The sequence below is a fragment of the Ramlibacter sp. MMS24-I3-19 genome, from assembly GCF_050320135.1.
Classification (GTDB): domain Bacteria; phylum Pseudomonadota; class Gammaproteobacteria; order Burkholderiales; family Burkholderiaceae_C; genus Ramlibacter.
Window position 1 is genome coordinate 4,346,189 of sequence record NZ_CP190017.1, and the last position, 18,626, is coordinate 4,364,814.

General features: G+C 67.5%; 15 protein-coding genes. 7 read left to right on the forward strand and 8 right to left on the reverse strand.

All coding sequences use genetic code 11. The annotated features are described in order from the left end of the window. Positions 1-12 precede the first annotated feature (12 nt). From ACPWT1_RS21515 to ACPWT1_RS21525, 3 genes are read right to left on the reverse strand one after another with little or no spacing between them, the layout of a single operon-like run. Complete coding sequence (locus tag ACPWT1_RS21515; RefSeq protein ID WP_427913168.1) at positions 13-1,707, reverse strand: ABC transporter ATP-binding protein; 1,695 nt, start codon at positions 1,705-1,707, stop codon at positions 13-15. Next, positions 1,704-2,747 carry an ABC transporter permease gene (locus tag ACPWT1_RS21520; RefSeq protein ID WP_427915609.1) on the reverse strand — a complete coding sequence of 348 codons (1,044 nt, stop codon included), beginning with the start codon at positions 2,745-2,747 and terminating at the stop codon, positions 1,704-1,706. Before ACPWT1_RS21520 ends, ACPWT1_RS21515 begins: the two co-directional genes overlap by 4 nt. A gap of 53 nt (positions 2,748-2,800) precedes the next feature. Further along, positions 2,801-3,739: an ABC transporter permease gene (locus ACPWT1_RS21525; protein ID WP_427913169.1), complete on the reverse strand. Its 939-nt coding sequence runs from the start codon at positions 3,737-3,739 to the stop codon at positions 2,801-2,803. A gap of 126 nt (positions 3,740-3,865) precedes the next feature. On the opposite strand from ACPWT1_RS21525, the gene ACPWT1_RS21530 reads away from it, so the two are divergent. The 7 genes from ACPWT1_RS21530 (at position 3,866) to ACPWT1_RS21560 (ending at position 12,583) form a co-directional block, all read left to right on the forward strand. After that, positions 3,866-5,671 (forward strand): ABC transporter substrate-binding protein, encoded by a 1,806-nt coding sequence (locus ACPWT1_RS21530; protein ID WP_427913170.1) that lies wholly within the window; start codon positions 3,866-3,868, stop codon positions 5,669-5,671. A gap of 35 nt (positions 5,672-5,706) precedes the next feature. Beyond that, positions 5,707-7,320, forward strand: coding sequence for a peptide ABC transporter substrate-binding protein (locus ACPWT1_RS21535; protein ID WP_427913171.1), 1,614 nt, complete (start codon positions 5,707-5,709; stop codon positions 7,318-7,320). 74 nt (positions 7,321-7,394) lie between these two features. Then, the gene (gene oppB / locus ACPWT1_RS21540) at positions 7,395-8,315 is read left to right on the forward strand and encodes an oligopeptide ABC transporter permease OppB (RefSeq protein ID WP_427913172.1); all 921 of its coding nucleotides are present in this window, start codon (positions 7,395-7,397) and stop codon (positions 8,313-8,315) included. 2 nt (positions 8,316-8,317) lie between these two features. After that, a complete protein-coding gene (locus ACPWT1_RS21545) occupies positions 8,318-9,229 on the forward strand; it encodes an ABC transporter permease (RefSeq protein WP_427913173.1) in 912 nt (303 codons plus the stop codon). A 4-nt stretch (positions 9,230-9,233) separates the two neighbouring features. Beyond that, entirely contained in the window at positions 9,234-10,247 is a 1,014-nt protein-coding gene (locus ACPWT1_RS21550; RefSeq protein WP_427913174.1) for an ABC transporter ATP-binding protein, read from the forward strand. Between the two features lie 5 nt (positions 10,248-10,252). After that, positions 10,253-11,242 (forward strand): oligopeptide/dipeptide ABC transporter ATP-binding protein, encoded by a 990-nt coding sequence (locus ACPWT1_RS21555; protein ID WP_427915610.1) that lies wholly within the window; start codon positions 10,253-10,255, stop codon positions 11,240-11,242. 9 nt (positions 11,243-11,251) lie between these two features. Further along, positions 11,252-12,583 carry an MFS transporter gene (locus ACPWT1_RS21560; protein ID WP_427913175.1) on the forward strand — a complete coding sequence of 444 codons (1,332 nt, stop codon included), beginning with the start codon at positions 11,252-11,254 and terminating at the stop codon, positions 12,581-12,583. A 298-nt stretch (positions 12,584-12,881) separates the two neighbouring features. Here the strand turns inward: ACPWT1_RS21560 and ACPWT1_RS21565 are convergent, their stop codons facing one another. From ACPWT1_RS21565 to ACPWT1_RS21585, 5 genes are all read right to left on the reverse strand, one after another. Next, complete coding sequence (locus ACPWT1_RS21565; RefSeq protein WP_427913176.1) at positions 12,882-15,734, reverse strand: TonB-dependent receptor; 2,853 nt, start codon at positions 15,732-15,734, stop codon at positions 12,882-12,884. Positions 15,735-16,042: 308 nt separating this feature from the next. Then, the gene (locus tag ACPWT1_RS21570) at positions 16,043-16,699 is read right to left on the reverse strand and encodes an energy transducer TonB (RefSeq protein ID WP_427913177.1); all 657 of its coding nucleotides are present in this window, start codon (positions 16,697-16,699) and stop codon (positions 16,043-16,045) included. Then, positions 16,696-17,136, reverse strand: a complete 441-nt coding sequence (locus ACPWT1_RS21575) for an ExbD/TolR family protein (protein ID WP_427913178.1) — start codon at positions 17,134-17,136, stop codon at positions 16,696-16,698. The genes ACPWT1_RS21570 and ACPWT1_RS21575 overlap by 4 nt, the downstream gene beginning before the upstream one ends. Before the next feature lie 13 nt (positions 17,137-17,149). Next, positions 17,150-17,581: an ExbD/TolR family protein gene (locus tag ACPWT1_RS21580; protein WP_427913179.1), complete on the reverse strand. Its 432-nt coding sequence runs from the start codon at positions 17,579-17,581 to the stop codon at positions 17,150-17,152. A 26-nt stretch (positions 17,582-17,607) separates the two neighbouring features. After that, a complete protein-coding gene (locus ACPWT1_RS21585; protein WP_427915611.1) occupies positions 17,608-18,477 on the reverse strand; it encodes a MotA/TolQ/ExbB proton channel family protein in 870 nt (289 codons plus the stop codon). Positions 18,478-18,626: the final 149 nt, after the last annotated feature.

The following is an 18,626-nucleotide window of genomic DNA, read 5'->3' on the forward strand; positions in this document are numbered from 1 at the left end:
GCGCACCGCCGCTCAGTGCGCGGCCTGCAGCCGCGCGCCCTCGACGCCGCGCGGGATGGCCGCCAGCAGCTGCCGCGTGTAGGGGTGCTGCGGGTTGGCGTAGATCGCTTCCGCGCTGCCCCGTTCGACCACCTCGCCGCGGTTCATCACCAGGATGTCGTCGGCCATGTACTTCACCACTGCCAGGTCGTGGCTGATGAAGACATAGGTGAGCCCGAACTCCTGCTGCAGGTCCAGCAGCAGGTTGAGCACGGTGGCCTGCACGCTGACGTCGAGTGCGCTGACGCTCTCGTCGCAGACGATGATCTCCGGCCGCATGGTGAGGCAGCGCGCAATGGCGATGCGCTGGCGCTGGCCACCCGAGAACTCGTGCGGGTACTTGCCGAAGGCGGCAGCGGGCAGGCCCACCTTCTCGAGCCAGCCGAGTGCAAGCCGGGCGCGCTCGTCGTCGTTGGCGCCGATGCCGTGGATGCGCATCGGCTCCATCAGGATCTGGCCGATGGTGAAGCGCGGGTTGAGGCTGGCGTAGGGGTTCTGGAAGATGATCTGGATGCGCCGGCGGTACGGGCGCATGTCGCCGGCCGCGAGCGCGGCCAGGTCCTGGCCTTCGAACAGGATGCGGCCACCGCTGGCATCGGTCAGGCGCGTGAGCATCATGCCGATGGTGGTCTTGCCCGAGCCCGACTCGCCCACCACGCCCAGCGTGCGGCCGCGGTGCAGCTCGAAATCGGCGCCGCGCACCGCGTCGATCACCTTGTGGCGGAACAGCCCGTCCTTCAGGCGGTAGGCCTTGCGCAGCCCCTCGACCTTGACCAGCGGCTCGCCAACCGGCGGCGAGGACACGCGCTGCTGCGTGGCGATGGGCCGGTTGTGCACGATGTCGTCGATCACCGGCAGGCGCAGCGGCCGCGTGGTGAGCGGCGGGCGGCAGGCCAGCAGCGCACGCGTGTACGCATCCTGCGGCGCGGTGAAGATGCGCTGCGCTTCACCGGCCTCGCGCACTGTGCCATGCCGCATCACCACGACCTGCTTCGCGATCTCGCCCACCAGCGCGAGGTCATGGCTGATGAACAGCATGCCCATGTGGTGGCGGTCCTGCAGTCGCGCGAGCAGATCGACGATCTGGCGCTGCACGGTGACGTCCAGCGCCGTCGTGGGCTCGTCGGCGATCAGCAGCTTGGGCTCGCAGGCGATCGCGATGGCGATCATCACGCGCTGCTGCTGCCCGCCCGAGAGTTCGTGCGGATAGGCGTCCAGGCGCGCACGCGGCTCGGGGATGCCGACTTCGTTCAACAGCTCCAGCGCGCGCTCGCGGGCCTGCCGCGCGGACAGCGGCAGGTGCATGCGGATCGCCTCGGCGATCTGGTCGCCCACCGTCATCACCGGGTTCAGCGAGCTCATGGGCTCCTGGAACACCACCGAGATGTCCTTGCCGCGCAGCCGCCGCATGTCCTCGGCGCCAGCCTGCAGCAGGTCGCGGCCCTCGAACAGGATGCGGCTGCTGTCGCCGATCACCGCGTTGTCCGGCAGCAGGCGGACGATGCTCATGGCGCTGACGCTCTTGCCGGAACCGGACTCGCCGACGAGGGCGACGGTGGTGTTGGTGGGGATGTCGAACGAGACGCCGCGCACGGCCTCGTGCGTCTGGCCGTCGACGCGGAAGCCGACCTTCAGGCCAGAGACCTGGATCAGGGGAGTGGAGCTCATCGCAGTTTCGGGTCCATGGCATCGCGGAGGGCATCGGTCAGCAGCGCGAACGCCGTGACGAACACCGCCATCACCGTGGTGGCCGCGGCCAGCTGCCACCACTTGCCGAGCACCAGCTCGGTCTGCGCCTCATTCAGCATCGTGCCCCAGCTCACCATGTCGATCGGCACGCCCATGCCCAGGAACGAGAGGATCACTTCGGCCTTGATGAAGGCCACGACGTTCAGGCTCAGCTGCACCAGCACCACGTGGCTGATGTTGGGAAGGATGTGGCCGAACATGCGGGCCGCATGGCCGGCGCCGATGGCTTCCGCCGCGCGCACGTACTCGCGCGAACGGTGCTTGATGTACTCGGCACGCACGAGGCGGTAGATGCCGGTCCAGCCGACGACGCCCAGGATGATGATCACCGGGGCGATGCCGCCCTCCAGCGCCCGGGCCACCGGGCCTGACTTGAATACCGCCGCGATGGCGAAGATCAGCAGGATGTACGGCACCGAGGTGAAGACGTTGTAGACCCACTCGAGCAAGTCGTCGAGCTTGCCGCCGAAGTAGCCGGCCAGGGCGCCGAGGACGGTGCCGATGACGGTGGCCAGCGCCGCCGCGAGCAGGCCCACGAGGATCGACACCTGCGAGCCCTTGATCGCCTTGGCCAGCACGTCGCGGCCGATGCGGTCGCCGCCGAACGGCAGCGTCGCCTGGCGCTCCTCGACCACGGTCTTGATCTCGGCGGCGCGGCGCTTCCACTCGGCGTAGTACGGCGCGAGCGGATCGACGTCGGAGATGTCGACGTTGGGCGCATGCGGCTTCTTCACCTCGGCCTGCTGCTGCGGGTCGGCGCCCATCAGCGTGGGCGGCGCGAACGGCAGGCCGACCTCCTTCTGCCAGCCACTGGCGACCACGCCGGTGAGCGACAGCAGCACGACGACAAAGAACACGGCGACGACGACCAGCGCGCCCATGCCGACGCGGTCGCGGCGCAGGCGCTTCCACGCTTCGAACCACACGCTCGGCGAGCGCGGCAGGTCGGCCTCGTGCATGGGCGTGCTCACCGCCGGCGACAGCGGCACGGCCAGGGATTCGGGTGCAGCGCTCACTTGAACACCACCCGGGGGTCGACGAGCTTGTACATCAGGTCCGTGACGAGGTTGATCACCATCGTGAGCACTGCGAGATAGATGGTCACCGCCTGGATGACGGGGTAGTCGCTGCGGTTGACCGCGACGTAGACCTCGCGACCGAGGCCGGGGATCGAGAAGAACACCTCGATCAGGAACGAGCCGATGAACACGCCCGGCAACTGGGTGGCGATGTTGGTGAGGATCGGGATCAGGGCGTTGCGCAGCACGTGCCTGAACAGGATGGTCTTCTCGGGGACGCCCTTGGCGCGTGCGGTGCGCACGTAGTCGTGCCCCATCTCGTCGAGGAAGAAGCTGCGGTACAGGCGCGTGTTGGGCGCCAGGCTCACCAGCACCGCCAGCAGCACCGGCAGCGGCGCGTACTGCACCAGGTTCTGCAGCGTGCTGTTGGTCCAGCCCTGCACCGGAAACCAGCCGAGGCGGAAGGCGAACAGGTACTGGCCCACGATCACGTAGACCAGGAAGCTGATGGACAGGGCGACGGTGGAAATCACCATCACCGCGCGATCGGTGAGGCTGCCGCGCACGTAGGCCACGGCCATGCCGCACACGATGGCCAGCACCACCTCCAGCACCAGGATCGGCAGCATCACCGTGAGCGTGGCGGGAAGCCGCGTCGAGAAGATGTGCGACACGCTTTCCTTGGTGGCCCAGCTCTGGCCCCAGTCGAACGTGAGCACCTGCCGCGTGAAGATCCAGAGCTGTTCCCAGACCGGCTTGTTCAGGCCCAGCTGGTTGCGGATCGACTCGATCTGCTTCGCCGACGCCTGCAGGCCGCCCATGATCTCCGCCGGGTCACCGCCGAAGAACTTGAACAGGAAGAAGATCAGCAGGATGACGCCCGCGAAGGTGGGGATCATCTGCAGCACGCGCCGGAATATGAAGGAAGCCATGGACTCGCGCGACGGCGCAGGGATGGCGCGCCGGGTTGGTGGAAACCTAGGGGAACCGCTCGTGGCGGCACTGATGGGCGCGCATTATGCTTGCGGGTTACCCCCGAGCGTATAGGTAATTCCAGCATGAACCTCCGGAACTGGGCATGGGCCACCAGCCTGTGCCTGGCCCTCTGCGGCGCCGACCTGGTGCACGCACAGCAACCGCCTCGTGAAAAAGTCCTGCGTTATGCGTTCGAAGCCGCGGAGACCGGCCTCGATCCCGCGCAACTGTCGGACCTCTACTCGCGCGTCATCACCTCCAACATGTTCGATGCCCTGTACGGGTACGACTATCTCGCGCGGCCGGCCAAGATCGTGCCGGTGCTTGCAGCCGCGATGCCGGAGATCTCGCCCGACTTCCGGACCTACACCATCCGCATGCGCAAGGGCATCCTGTTCGCACCCGATCCGGTGTTCCAGGGCAAGCCGCGCGAGGTGACGGCGTATGACGTCGTCTACACCTTCAAGCGGATCATGGATCCCAAGACCCGCAGCCAGATGGTGAGCGGGCTCGAGGAGGAAGGCATCGTCGGCCTGGACGCACTGCGCGAGAAGGCCGAAGCCGGCGGCAAGTTCGACTACGACACGGAGATCGAAGGCCTGCGTGCTCCCGACCGGTACACGGTGCAGTTCAAGCTGAAGGAACCGCGCCCGCGCTTCCTGTACACGATCGCCGACCCTGGCGTCCTGGGCACCGTCGCGCGCGAGGTCGTGGAAGCGTATGGCGAGTCGATCATGGAACACCCGGTGGGCACCGGCCCGTTCATGATCAGCGAGTGGAAGCGCTCGTCGAAGCTGACGTTCGTGCGCAACCCGAACTACCGCGAGGAATACTGGGATGCCGAGCCTCCTGCGGACGATGCACGCGCGCAGGAGATCTACCGGCAGATGAAGGGCAAGCGCATCCCGCTGGTCGACAAGGTGGTGATCTCCATCATCGAGGAACCGCAGCCACGTTGGCTCTCGTTCCTGAACAACGAGCAGGACTTCAACGAGAAGCTGAAGCAGAACTTCATCAACCAGGCCGTCCCCAACCACAAGCTGGCCCCCAGCCTGGCCAAGCGCGGCATCCAGATGGAGCAGGTGCCGCTGCCCGACTTCACGCTGCTGTGGTTCAACATGGAAGACCCGGTGGTCGGCGGGTACACCCCCGAGAAGGTGGCGCTGCGGCGTGCGTTCGGCCTGGCCATGAACAGCGAACAGGAAGTGCGGCTGCCGCGCCGCGGCCAAGCCGTGGTGGCGCAGAGTCTCGCTGTGCCGGGCACGCAGTACTACGACCCGGAGTTCCGGTCAGAACTTGGCACCTATGACCTGCCGCGCGCGAAGGCGCTGCTGGACATGTTCGGCTACGTCGACAAGGACGGCGACGGCTGGCGCGACCTGCCGGACGGGTCGCCGCTCGTGCTGACGCTGGACACGCTGGGCCAGGCCGACTACCGCGAGCTCGACGAAGTGCTGAAGAAGAACATCGATGCGCTCGGCGTTCGCCTGCGCTTCCGCATCGGCCAGTGGCCCGAGCAGTTGAAGGCAGCCAGGGCCGGCAAGCTGCAGATGTGGGGCCTTGGCAGCTCGGCCAGTTCGCCTGACAGCGGCAGCGCGCTGCAAATGGCCTACAGCAAGCAGGCCGGCGAGCAGAACCTGTCGCGGTTCAAGAACAAGCAGTTCGATGCGCTCTACGAGAAGCAGTCGCTGATGCCCGACGGCCCCGAGCGCGCCGCCGTCATTCGCGACGCCACTCGCATCATCGCCGCCTACATGCCCCTGAAGGTGCGCGTGCACCGCATTGGCACCGACCTCTGGCAACCCTGGCTGCTGGGCTACAAGCGACACCCGTTCGCCCGCGAGTTCTGGCGCTACGTCGACATCGACACCAGCAAGCTTCCCCAGTGATGGCCACGAGCCGTCTGTTTTCCCCGGAGAGTTCCATGACCCGTTTCCCCCGCGGCCAGTTGGCCGCCCTCGCGCTCGCACTGTCCGCCGCATTCCCGACGTTCGCGGCGGTGATCCCGCCCGGCGTGCAGCTGCACCCGACGCAGACGCTGATCCGCAACAACGGCTCCGAGCCCGAGTCGCTCGACCCGGCGCTCGCCGAGACCGTCGGCTCCAACAACATCACGCGCGACCTGTTCGAGGCCCTCACTGCGAATGACGCCGACGGCAAGATCGTCCCGGGCCTCGCCGAAAGCTGGCGGCAGACCAATGCCACCACCTGGGTGTTCAAGATGCGGCAGAACGCCAAGTGGTCCAACGGCGATCCGGTGACGGCGCAGGACGTGGTCTATGGCATCCGGCGCTTCCTCGACCCGAAGACAGCGTCCAAGTACGCGGCCACCTACGGCGTGTTCCTGCAGAACGGCAAGGAAGTCGCCGCCGGCAAGAAGCCGCCGGCCGACGTCGGCGTCAAGGCGGTGGACAAGTACACCGTCGAAATCAAGACCGCGTTCCCGGTCGCCTTCCTGCCGCAGCTGCTGTCCAACAACAACCTCGGCCCGGTGCACCAGGCTTCGGTCGAGAAGTTCGGCAAGGACTGGACCAAGCCGGGCAACATGGTGAGCAACGGCGCGTTCACGCTCAAGGAATGGGTCGTGAACCGCAGCGTGGTGCTGGAGAAGAACCCGCACTACTGGGACGCGAAGAACGTGCAGCTGACGCGCGTGACCTACCTGGGCGTGGAGGACGGCAACGCCGACGTCAAGCTGTTCGACGCCGGCCAGAACGAGATGGTCTACCAGCTGCCGCCCGGCACCTACGAGGACGCGAAGCGCAAGTACCCCAAGGACGTGAAGAACGCGCCGATGCTGGGCCTGCGCTACTACGACTTCCAGACCCAGAACCCCGCGTTCAAGGACGTGCGCGTGCGCAAGGCGCTGTCCATGGTGCTGGACCGCGACATCCTGGCCCAGAAGATCACCGCCGACGGCCAGGCGCCTGCGTACGGGCTGATCGTCAAGGGCATGGAAGGCGCCGACATGACCGACTACGAGTGGGCGAAGTGGCCCATGGCGCAGAAGGTGGCGGAGGCCAAGAAACTGCTGGAGCAGGCCGGCGTGAAGCCCGGCACGAAATTCGTGTTCTCGTACAACACCAGCGAGTACCACAAGAAGATGGCCATCTTCGCTCAGTCCGAGTGGAAGACCAAGCTGGGCATCAACCTCGAGCTGGAAGCGATGGAGTTCAAGGTGCTGGTGAAGAAGCGCCACGACGGCACCTTCGAGCTGGCGCGCGACGGCTTCATCGCCGACTACAACGACGCCACCAACTTCCTGGCCCTGGTGCGCTGCGACTCGGACCAGAACAACAACTTCAACTGCAACCGCAAGGCCGAAGACCTGATCGTGCAGGCCGAACAGAGCGACGACGGCAGCAAGCGCAAGCAGCTCCTGACGCAGGCCTCGAAGATGATCATGGACGACTATCCGATCATTCCGCTGGTGCAGTACTCGCTGCCCCGGCTGGTAAAATCGTACGTCGGCGGGTACTCGCTGCAGAACGCGCAGGATCGCTTCCGCAGCAAGGACCTGTACATCATCAAGCACTGAGCGCGCACGACGCGCTCGCCACGACGCCTCGCCGGTGACCCCGTCGAGGCGTCCTTGCAAGAGAGCCTGCCGCCATGTGGTCGTATACCCTGCGTCGCCTGCTGGTGACCATTCCCACGCTGCTGGCCGTCATCACGGTCTGCTACATCCTGGTCCATGCGGCGCCGGGCGGCCCGTTCGACGACGAGCGCAAGGTGTCCGAGGCGGTGCTGGCCAACCTGCAGGCCAAGTACCACCTCGACCAGCCGGCCTGGAAGCAGTATCTCTACTACCTGAACAACCTCGCGCACGGTGACCTGGGCGCCTCGTTCCGCTATGCCGACTGGTCGGTCAACGACCTGGTCGCGGCGGCCCTGCCCGTCTCGCTGACCATCGGCGGGCTGTCGATGCTGATCTCGCTGGTGCTCGGCATCGCGGCCGGCATCGCCGCGGCGCTGCGGCAGAACAGCCTCGTCGACTACGGCGTGATGCTGGTGGCCAACATCGGCAGCGTGGTCCCATCGTTCGTCATCGGCCCGGTGCTGGTGCTGGTGTTCGCCCTCTGGCTGCGATGGCTGCCGGCCGGGGGCTGGGACGGCTTCCAGTTCGCCTTCATGGCGCTGCCGATCGCGTTGCTCACCTTCATCAACGTGTCGACCATCGGGCGCGTGATGCGGGGCAGCCTGATCGAGGTGATGCACAGCAACTTCATCCGCACGGCCCGCGCCAAGGGGCTGCCCACGCGGGTCGTCGTGCTGCGGCATGCGCTCAAGCCCGCGCTGCTGCCGGTCGTGTCGGTGGTCGGTCCGCTGGCGATCTCCTCGATCACGGCGGCGCTGGTCACCGAGACCGTGTTCTCGCTGCCCGGCATCGGCCGCCTGATCGTCAACGGCGCGGCCAACCGTGACTACACCCTGGTGCTCGGCCTCGTCGTGCTGATCACCGTGATCGCGGTCACGCTCAACCTGCTGGTCGACCTGGCGTACGCCGCGCTCGACCCGAAGATCCGGTACTGACCATGGGCTTCAGCAGCAATCGCGAAGCCGTGGTCGGCGTCCTCGCCGCCACACCCGCACCCGCGCCCGGGCGCAGCCCCTGGAGCGACGCGCGCCGGCGCTTCATGCGCAACCGCGCGGCCGTCGTCTCGCTGGTCATCCTGGTGGTCATCTCGCTGGCGTGCCTGCTTGGGCCGCTGGTGCTGCCGCACGGGTTCGACACCACCGACTGGGATGCGATGAAGCTGCCGCCGACGTGGCAGAACATGCACTGGTGGGGCACCGACGAATCGGGCCGCGACCTGCTGGTGCGCTGCCTGATCGGCGGCCGTATCTCGCTGATGGTGGGCGTGCTGGCCACGCTGGCTTCGGTGGCCATCGGCATCGCCTGGGGCGCCACCGCCGGCTTCGTCGGCGGCCGCACCGACACGCTGCTGATGCGCATCGTGGACATGATGTACGCCATCCCCTACCTGCTGATCGCCATCCTGCTGGTGACGCTGCTCGGGCGCGAGTTCTACCTGGTGGTGCTGGCCATCACCGCGTTCTCGTGGATGGACATGGCGCGCGTGGTGCGCGGCCAGGCGCTGTCGCTGCGCACGCGCGAATTCGTCGAGGCCGCGCGGGCCATCGGCGTGCCAACCTGGCGCATCATCGCGTCGCACATCGTGCCGAACCTGCTGGGCATCGTGGTCATCTACACCACGGTGACCGTGCCCTCGGTGATCCTCACCGAGTCGGTGCTGTCGTTCCTGGGCCTGGGCATCCAGGAGCCCATGACCAGCTGGGGCGTGCTGATCCACGACGGCACCAACATCATGGAGACGGCGCCCTGGATGCTGCTGTTCCCGGCCGTGCTGCTGTCGGCCACCCTCTATTGCTTCAACTTCATCGGCGACGGCCTGCGTGACGCGCTCGATCCCAAGGAGCGCTGATCCCGTGGCCGCCACGAACGCTTCCACTCCCCTGCTCGACGTGCGCAACCTGGGCGTGCGCTTCGCCACGCCCGAGGGCGAGGTCTCGGCCGTCAACGGCCTGTCGTTCACGCTGGGCCGCGGCCAGACGCTGGGCATCGTTGGCGAGAGCGGCTCCGGCAAGAGCCAGAGCATGCTGGCCCTCATGGGCCTGCTGGCCGCCAACGGACGCGCGAGCGGGCAGGCGCTGTATCAGGGCGAAGACCTGCTGGCGATGACGCCGCAGCGCCTGAACCAGGTGCGCGGCGACCGCATCGCGATGATCTTCCAGGACCCGATGACGTCGCTCAATCCGTACCTGACGGTGGAGCGGCAGATGACCGAGGTGCTGGAACTGCACAAGGGGCTGACGCGCAAGAGCGCGCTGCAGTTGGCCATCCAGACGCTGGAGCAGGTGCGCATCCCGGACGCCGCGCGCCGCATCCGCATGTACCCGCACGAGTTTTCCGGTGGCATGCGCCAGCGCATCATGATTGCGATGGCGCTGCTGTGCCAGCCCGACCTGCTGATCGCGGACGAGCCGACCACGGCCCTCGACGTCACGGTGCAGGCACAGACCATGGCCTTGCTGCGCGACCTGCAGCGCGAATCAGGCACGGCCATCGTGCTGATCACGCACGACCTGGGCGTGGTCGCCGGCCTGTGCGACGAGGTGATGGTGCTCTATGGCGGCCGCGTGATGGAGCAAGGCAGCGCCGAGCAGATCTTCTACCGGCCCACGCACCCGTACACCATCGGCCTGCTCGGCGCCGCGCCGCGCCTGGAACACCAGGGCGAGCGGCTGGTCGCGATTCCTGGCATGCCACCCAGCATGGCGCGCCTGCCGGCCGGCTGCCCGTTCAGCGAGCGCTGTGCGCTGGCCGAGCCGCGCTGCGCGAGCGAGCGCCCGCCGCTCGTCGCTGTCAACGACGAACAGGTGCTGCGCGCCTGCCACCGCACGCCGGAAGACGCGCGCGCCCTGGGCTGGACTCCGCACTGATGGCCATCTCCGACCGTACCCCCCTGCTGTCCGTGCGCGACCTGCACGTGCACTTCGCCGTGCGCGGCGACAGCGCCCTGCCCTGGGCGCCACGGCGCGCGCTGAAGGCCGTCAACGGCGTGAGCCTGGACGTGTATCCCGGCGAGACGCTGGGCATCGTGGGCGAGTCAGGCTGCGGCAAGTCGACGCTCGCGCGCGCCCTCCTGAACCTGGTGCCCGCGCACAGCGGCGAGATCACCTGGATGGGAGAGCAGATGCGCGGCGCATCGCCCGCCGCCTGGCAGAACCTGCGCCGCGATGCGCAGATGATCTTCCAGGACCCGCTGGCGTCCCTGAACCCGCGCATGAACGTGGCGCAGATCGTCGCCGAGCCGCTGCGCACGCACGAGCCCCAGCTCTCGCGTGACGAAGTGACCGCTCGCGTGAAGGCGATGCTCGGACGCGTGGGCCTGTCCGAGGCGCAGATGTACCGCTATCCGCACGAGTTCTCGGGCGGGCAGTGCCAGCGCATCGGCATCGCCCGCGCGCTGATCCTGCGGCCCAGGCTGGTGGTGTGCGACGAGCCGGTGTCGGCGCTCGACGTGTCGATCCAGGCCCAGATCATCAACCTGCTGCAGGACCTGCAAAAGGAAATGCAGCTGTCGCTGATCTTCATCGCCCACGACCTGGCGGTGGTGCGCCACATCAGCCAGCGCGTGCTGGTGATGTACCTCGGGCGCACGATGGAGATCGCCGACAAGCACGCGCTGTACGCCAATCCGCGGCATCCCTACACGCAGGCGCTGCAGTCCGCGGTGCCGATTCCCGATCCGCGCCTGGAGCGCAGCAAGACCATCCAGCTGCTGCAGGGCGACATCCCCTCGCCCATCAGCCCGCCCTCGGGCTGCGTGTTCCGCACGCGGTGCCCCAAGGCGTTCGATCGCTGCCCGAAGGAAGTGCCGCCGCTGATCGACGTCGATCCGGAGAGCCGGGCCGCCTGCTGGCTGTACGCCTGAATGCAGGAGGTGCCCGACACGGTGGCGGGCGAGGACGGCGCCGCGACCGCCGTCGCGAGTGCCACGCCGTGGTGGCGATCGCCGCGCAGCTGGCTGCGCCCCGACGACCTGCTGCGTGAGCCCCTCTACCGGCGGCTCTGGTCCTCGGTCTTCATCAGCTCGTTCGGCAACCAGATCACGATGCTGGCGCTGCCGCTGGCCGCGGTGGTGCTGCTGCACGCGACACCCACGCAGATGGGCTGGCTCACCGCGATGGAGCTCGCGCCCTTCGCGCTGTTCTCGCTCCCCGCGGGCGTGTGGCTCGATCGCATGCGCAAGCTGCCGGTCTATGTCGCCGGGGAGGCTGTGGTGGCCTTCGCGCTGGCCAGCATTCCGGCCGCATGGGCGCTGGGCGTGCTGGGCATGCCCTTCCTGTACGGCACCGGGTTCCTGATCGGGTGCGTGAACGTGGTCGCGGGCAGTGCCGCGCAGATCGTGCTGACGCAGATCGTTCCGCGACCGCGCCTGGTGGAAGCGCATGCGAAGAACGCGCTGGCGGGGTCGTTCGCCGAGGTGACGGGTCCCGGCGCTGCCGGTGCCCTGATCCGCCTGGTGGGCGCGCCGATCGCGCTGCTGGTCAACGCCGGCATCCTGGCCGTGAGCGTGACCATCCTGCGCGGCCTGCGGGTCGACGAGCCTGCGCATGCGCTGGTGCGTGGCGCGTTCAAGGCCGCCCTGCAGGAAGGGCTGCAGTTCGTGGCGGGCACGCGGCTTCTGGGCGTGCTGGCCGCGGCCGTGGGCGGCTGGCAGCTGTGCAACCACATGGCCACGGTGGTGCAGATCCTGTTCGCCACGCGCGAGCTGGGCCTCGACGAACGCCAGCTGGGCCTGTGCTACGTGGGCCTGGGCATCGGCACGGTGAGCGCCGGCATCGTGGGACACCGGCTGTCCGCACGCATCGGCGTCGGCGCCTGCCTGCTCCTCGGGTTCGCCGTCACCGGCTTCGGCTGGCTGCAGCTCGCGCTGGCCCCCGTTGGCCGCTGGGGCGTGGCGAGCTTCGTGCTGATGCTGGTGTGTTTCGGCTCCGGTGCGGTGCTGATCTTCATCAACTTCCTCGCGCTGCGGCAGGCCGTGACGCCGCAGCACCTGCTCGGCCGCATGACCAGCACCATGCGCTGGCTGATCCTCCTGCCGGCGCCCGTTGGCGCACTGCTGGGAGGGTGGATCGGCGAGCACGCCGGGTTGCGATGGTCGCTGGGTGCCGCAGGAGCGTCATGCCTGCTGCTGGCGGCAGCAGCCTTGGCATTCAGCGGTTTGCGCAAGGTGCGCAAGCTGCCCACGGTGGCGCAGGACGGCGCCTGAGACGAGGCACGCAGCGGGCGCCTGGGACGAAGCCCGGAGCGTGCCCCTGGGACGAAGCCCGGAGCGTGCCTCCGGACCAACTGCCGCTGCATTCGCGACGACCCGATGTCTGTCATTGCGGGCTTGACCCGCAATCCATCCTGCGGCCATTGAAGGCGCCGTCGCTGGATGCCGGGTCGAGCCCGGCATGACAACGACCGTCGCTCCGGCGCGAAGAGCGCCCCAATGAAAAAAGCCCGCTGCGCGAGCAGCGGGCTTTTCAGGCTCCGGTTGGAAGGCTGCCGAAGCAGCCGTCCGATCACTGGAAGCGGTACTTCACGCCGACCTGGTAGTAGCGGCCGACCACGCCGGACAGGCTGTAGCTCGGGCTGTAGAAGGTCTGGCCATAGTTCGACTGCGGGTCGAAGGCGGCGACGCGGTCGAACACGTTCAGCACCGAGCCGGTGAGCTCGAGGTTCTTGTTCAGCTTGTAGGAGCCGAACAGATCGAACGTGACGAACGCAGGCACGCGGCACTTCGTGTTGAAGTCGTCGCCGTTGTTGTCGCTGGCCAGGCAGGTCGGATCTTCACGCGACTCGATCACGCGGATGCCGCTGGTGTAGTTCAGGCGACCCGTGACGGACCACGGACCCGCCGCAGCCGTCATGTCCACCGACCCACGGCCACGCGGCATGCCGGCCGAGCTGGAGAGCGCGGTCGGGCCGTACGTGCCGGCGTAGTTCAGGACCGTGCCATCCGGCAGCGTGCGGCGGAAGCGGTTCAGGAACGACAGCGTCATGCCACCGGTGAGGCGCACGCCATTCGGCATCGCATCCGGCTGGCGGACCCGCATGTCGATGTCGAAGCCGTTGGTGACCGTCTTGGGACCGTTCTCGTACGGAGCCGACACCGACAGCAGCGCGCCCGTGCCCGGGCCGGCGATCTCGGTGCCCGGATCACGCACGATCGTCGCACCGGGGTAGCCCGTCGGGTTGTTCAGGACGGCCTGCGCATCGGCGCCGACGATCTCGTTCTTGCGGGTGATCTGCCAGAAGTCGACGGCCACGTTGAAGTTGCGCGACGGCTCCAGCAGGAAACCGAGGTTCCAGCTCTGCGACTTCTCGGGCTTGATCGCCTTGTTGCCCACGCTGAACACCGAGGTGTTCGTGCCCGTGCCGCAGTCGGCCGGCGTCGCGCCAGGCAGCGGGTTGCCGCCAGGGCAGCGCACCGGGTCCACGGTCGACGTGAAGGCCGACACCGAGCTGTTGCCGCTTTCGGCGGCGCCCGGAGCGCGGAACCCTTCAGCGTACGAAGCACGCAGCAGCAGCGGGTTGAGCGCTTGCCACTTGATGCCCACCTTCGGGGTCACGACCGAGTCGGAATCCGAGTAACGGTCGTAGCGGGCTGCCGCGCTCAGTTCGACCGTCCTGGTGACGGGCGCCACCAGTTCGGCGAACACGGCGCTGACCTTGCGCGACTGCTTGAACGACGAGTAGCCCAGGCCCACGATGTCGCCCACGTTGGTGAACGGCACCGGCGGGCTGTTCAGCTTTTCCTGGCGCAGTTCGCCGCCGATCGCGAGGCCGAGGGCGCCGCCGGACAGCTTGCCGAGTTCCTTGGAGACACGCGCGTCGATCGACGTGACGGAGGTCTTGGTCTTGTTGTCCAGCTCAGGCGACAGGGCCGCCAGCAGGGCCGGCGAATTCAGGCCGGCGTTCGTGCCCAGGCGGTAGTAGCCGTAGGGGGTGCCGTCGTTGAGCGCAGACTGCAGGACGCTGTTGCGGATGTAGCCGGTCTGCTTCACCTTGGTGTCGCTCTCGGTGTACAGCAGGCCGGTGTCGTAGTCCCACGAGGCCACGGTGCCCTTCAGGCCGGCCAGGAAGCGCGAGGTCGTGGTGTTGTACTCGCTGTTGCGGCCGCCCAGGTCGGCGGTCACGTAGCGCAGGCGCGAGTAGCTGCCCGGATAGGGGTTGTCCGGATGGCCCGGGTCCATGGTGATGTTGGTGTTGCTCACCACGCCATTGGTGGCCGGGTTCACCCAGGTGCTGGACACCGACGACGGCGTGAACCGCGTGTTGACCTTCGAGTTGAAGACGCCCGCTTCGATGTAGGCCTCATGGTCGCCGTTCAGGCGCAGCGAGCCGCGGCCGAACAGGTTGACCTTGTCTTCCTTCGGGATGATGTCTTCGTAGTCGAAGAGGTTCCACAGGCAGCCGGCACGGCCGACGGAGGGCACCGGCGTACGTGCCGGAACGCAGTTTCCGCCATTGAGCTGGGCCCAGGGCACGCCCGCAGTGGCGGCACCGAACGGGCCGTCGGCTGCACGAGCCCAGCCGCTGGGGCTGGCGCTGGGAGTCGCAGTCGGGGATGAACCGGCGTAGCCGCGGGTTTGGGTCAGACCGGTGGTCAGCGGGTTGTAGCCCAGCGTGCTGCGCAGGTCGGCCTGGCCGATGAAGCTGCGCTTGCCGGTGCGATCGGTCTGGCGCAGTTCGTCCTGGTGGCTCAGTTCGAGGTTCAGGTAGCCGCTGAAATCACCGCGGGTGACACCGCCGGTGAGCGAGGCACGACGGGTCTTGTCGTCGCCGTAGCGCGAGACGCCGGCGGTGCCCGATGCAGCGAAGCCGTTGAACTCCTTGCGCAGGATGATGTTCACCACGCCGGCGAGTGCGTCGGAACCGTAGATGGCGGAGGCGCCGTCCTTCAGCACTTCGACGCGCTCGACCAGGTCCAGCGGAATGGAGCTGAGGTCGGCGAAGTTGCGCTGGCCGTCGTCGGCCAGGCCGTACGGGGCGATGCGGCGGCCGTTGATCAGGACCAGCGTGGCGTTGGCGCCGAGGCCACGCATGGACACGCCGGAGCCGCCGGCCGCGAAGCCGTTGGCGAACGTGAGGGGCACGCTGCCGTTGTTGCTGAACGGCAGCGACAGCAGGACGTCGGCGATGGTGGTCTTGCCGGTGCGCTCGATCTGGTCGCGCGTGATCACCTGGACCGGCGATGCCGTCTCGCTGTCGGACCGCTTGATGTTCGAGCCCGTGACCTCGACGCGTTGCAGGTTTTGTTGGTTCTGCGCAAGGGTTTCCTGCGCGATGAACAGGGATGCAGTGCCGCAAAGCGCCGTGATGACAGCGCGCGCAACCTGTGTCCGACGGAACACCGTGGTGTCGCTTCTCATGTTGACTCCAGACCGTTGACTGATTCGATTCGCCTGCGTGCTACAGGCGCTCGCCTTTTTTGGTGGGCCGAGTGCAGTTGTGCCGAACACTCCGCCTCCCACTCAAAACTGTGACACAGCTGTGTCAATCGGTCACTTGGGTTTTCACCCTTTCCTGCCCGTCGTGTTGTCCAAATACGTCAGGGGTTTTTCAGAGGGAAAAACCAGCGCGAACGCCCCTTGGAAGGGGCGTTCGAAAGGAAGCAAAGGCGCGCCCGCAAACGGGGCGCGCTCGATAGGTGCGGCGCCCCGTTGCGAGGCGCCGGAGTTCATTCCACCTTGAAGGCGAATTCCTGCGTCGCGAGCACGTCGCCAGGGCCGCTCACGCAGCGGTACTGCATCATCGCGGTGCGCACCGCGCTGTGGAACACCCGCGGTCCCGAGAGGATGGTGACCTCGCGCACCTGGCCATCGCGGATCAGCGCCTGCGCGACGACCACGCCTTCGGTGCCTTCGCGGAGCGCCTGGCGCGGCATCTCGGGCTTGGCCTGCTGCGGGCACACGACACCCATCTCGCCGCGCACCGGTCCCGGGGGAGCGGCAGGCGGCGGCGGGGGCGCGATCACGGGCGGGGCCGGCGGCGGTGCCGGCACCGACTCGATCACCGGCGCGCTCGTGGTGGGCGGAGCCACTTCGGGGGGCGGGATGAACGGTGGCGGCGGCGCCTTCGGCTGCTCGATCTGCTTGGGCTGCTCGATCTTCTTCGGCGGCGGCGGAGGCGGCGGCGGAGGAGGAATGTTCACCTCCTGGATCACCGCCGCTTCCATCGGCTTCTTGATCAACTCGAGGCCCTTGCGCGCGGTTCCCGTGATGAGGGCCCACGCGATCAGCACGTGCAGCAGGGCAACGATGATCCAGCCGATCGTGCGGCGCTTGGGGTCGGTGGCGCCATAGCGGCGCCGGTCGTGGACGGTGGCGGTGGTCATTGGACGAACTGCTCGCTTCCGATGACGGCCACCTTGTTCAGGCCCTTGCGCTTGGTGGTCGACAGCACATTGGCGAACACCGCGTACGAGCAGTCCTTGTTGGGACGCACGTGGATCTCCGGCGGCGCCGGCAGTGTCGAGAGCTCCTGCATCTTCTGGTCGAGCTCGGCCGCCGTGACGGGCAGGCCCTGCCAGTAGACGACGCTCTTGTCGTCGATGTCGATCTGCACCTTCTCCGGCTTGATGTTGCTGGTGGGCGGCGTGCCCACGGGCAGCTCCAGGTTCACCGCGTGCAGCTGGATCGGAATGGTGATGATCAGCATCACCAGGAGCACCAGCATCACGTCGATCAGCGGCGTGGTGTTGATGTCCATCATCGGTTCCGGATCGGCGTGCACCATGCGCAGGTTGCGCGAGGGCGATTTCTTGCGTTGCATGTCGTGCCCTCCGTCAGCCACCCAGCGGGGGAGGTTCGGTGATGAACGCCACCTTGGCGATGCCCGCGCGCTGGCACGCGTACAGCACCTTGCCGACGCCGTTGTACTTGCCGTCCTTGTCGCCGCGGATCTGCACCTCGGGTTGCGGCTTCATGGTGGACACCTTCTTCAGGCGCGCCACCAGGTTCTCCACGTCGCTCACGCGCGTGTCGTACCAGTACACGTTGCCCGCGGTATCGACCGAGATCACGATGTTTTCGGGCTTGGTCTCCCGGATCTCGACGCGCTCCTTGGGGAGCTGCACCGGGACGGAGGTCGTGACCACCGGGATCGTGATCAGGAAGATGATCAGCAGCACCAGCATCACGTCCACGAGGGGCGTGGTGTTGATGGCGGAAATGACTGCGTCCTCGCCCTCGTCGGACGAGCCAACTGCCATGGCCATGGGAATGCTCCCTTAGAGGCCGGCGGTCAGGCGCGGCCTGCGGAACCGACGATCACGGCGTTCAGCTCGCCGCCGAACTCGCGCACTTCGTCCATGATGGCCTTGTTGCGCCGTGCGAGCCAGTTGTAGGCCAGCACCGCGGGAATGGCCACAGCAAGGCCGATGGCGGTCATGATCAGCGCCTCGCCCACCGGGCCGGCCACCTTGTCGATGGACGCCTGGCCCGAGATGCCGATGGCGGTGAGCGCGTGATAGATGCCCCACACCGTGCCGAACAGGCCGACGAAGGGAGAGGTAGAACCCACGGTGGCCAGGAACGCCAGGCCCTTCTGGGTGCTGGCCTGGACGCGGTCGACGGCGCCCTGCACGTTCATGGAGATCCAGTCTTCCAGCGGGATGTGCTTCTTCAGGCCCGCATGATCGTCGGTGGCGCTCACGCCGGAATCGGCGATGAATCGGTAGGCGCTGTTCTTCTCCAGCGCGGCGACGCCGTCGCGCAGCGAGCCGGCCTGCCAGAAGCGGGCCTGCGCGGTGCGGGCCGCACGCGCCATCTTGGTCTGCTCGAGCAGCTTGACCACGAGGATGTACCAGCTGCCGGCGGACATGATGGCCAGCAGGATCAGCACCGAGCGGGCGATGACGTCCGAGCCCTTCCAGAGCGCTTCGATGCCGTAGGGATTGTCGAGGGCCTCACCGCTCTTGGCGGCGGCCGGGTGCGAGGCCGGAGCCACGGCGGCAGGTGCGGCGGCCGAGGCGCCGTCTGCGGCAGGCGCGGCGCTCGCGGCGGGGGCGGTGGGTGCCGTCTGCGCTTGCGCGTGAGCGATGGGGGCACCGAGGGTGGAGATAGCCAGCGTCGCGGCGGCTACGAGGATGCGCAGGGAAACGGACCGCAAAATGATTCCTTAGTGAACGCGAAGAGAGTGGCTCCGCCGGATAAAGCGAAGCTGGCCATCCAGTCACTGTCGTGCAGCGCAGGACAACCGACGAGTATAAAGTTTCAGGCACGTTAAACGTGCCACCAACCGTCGGCGCCGAGCCTTTGAAG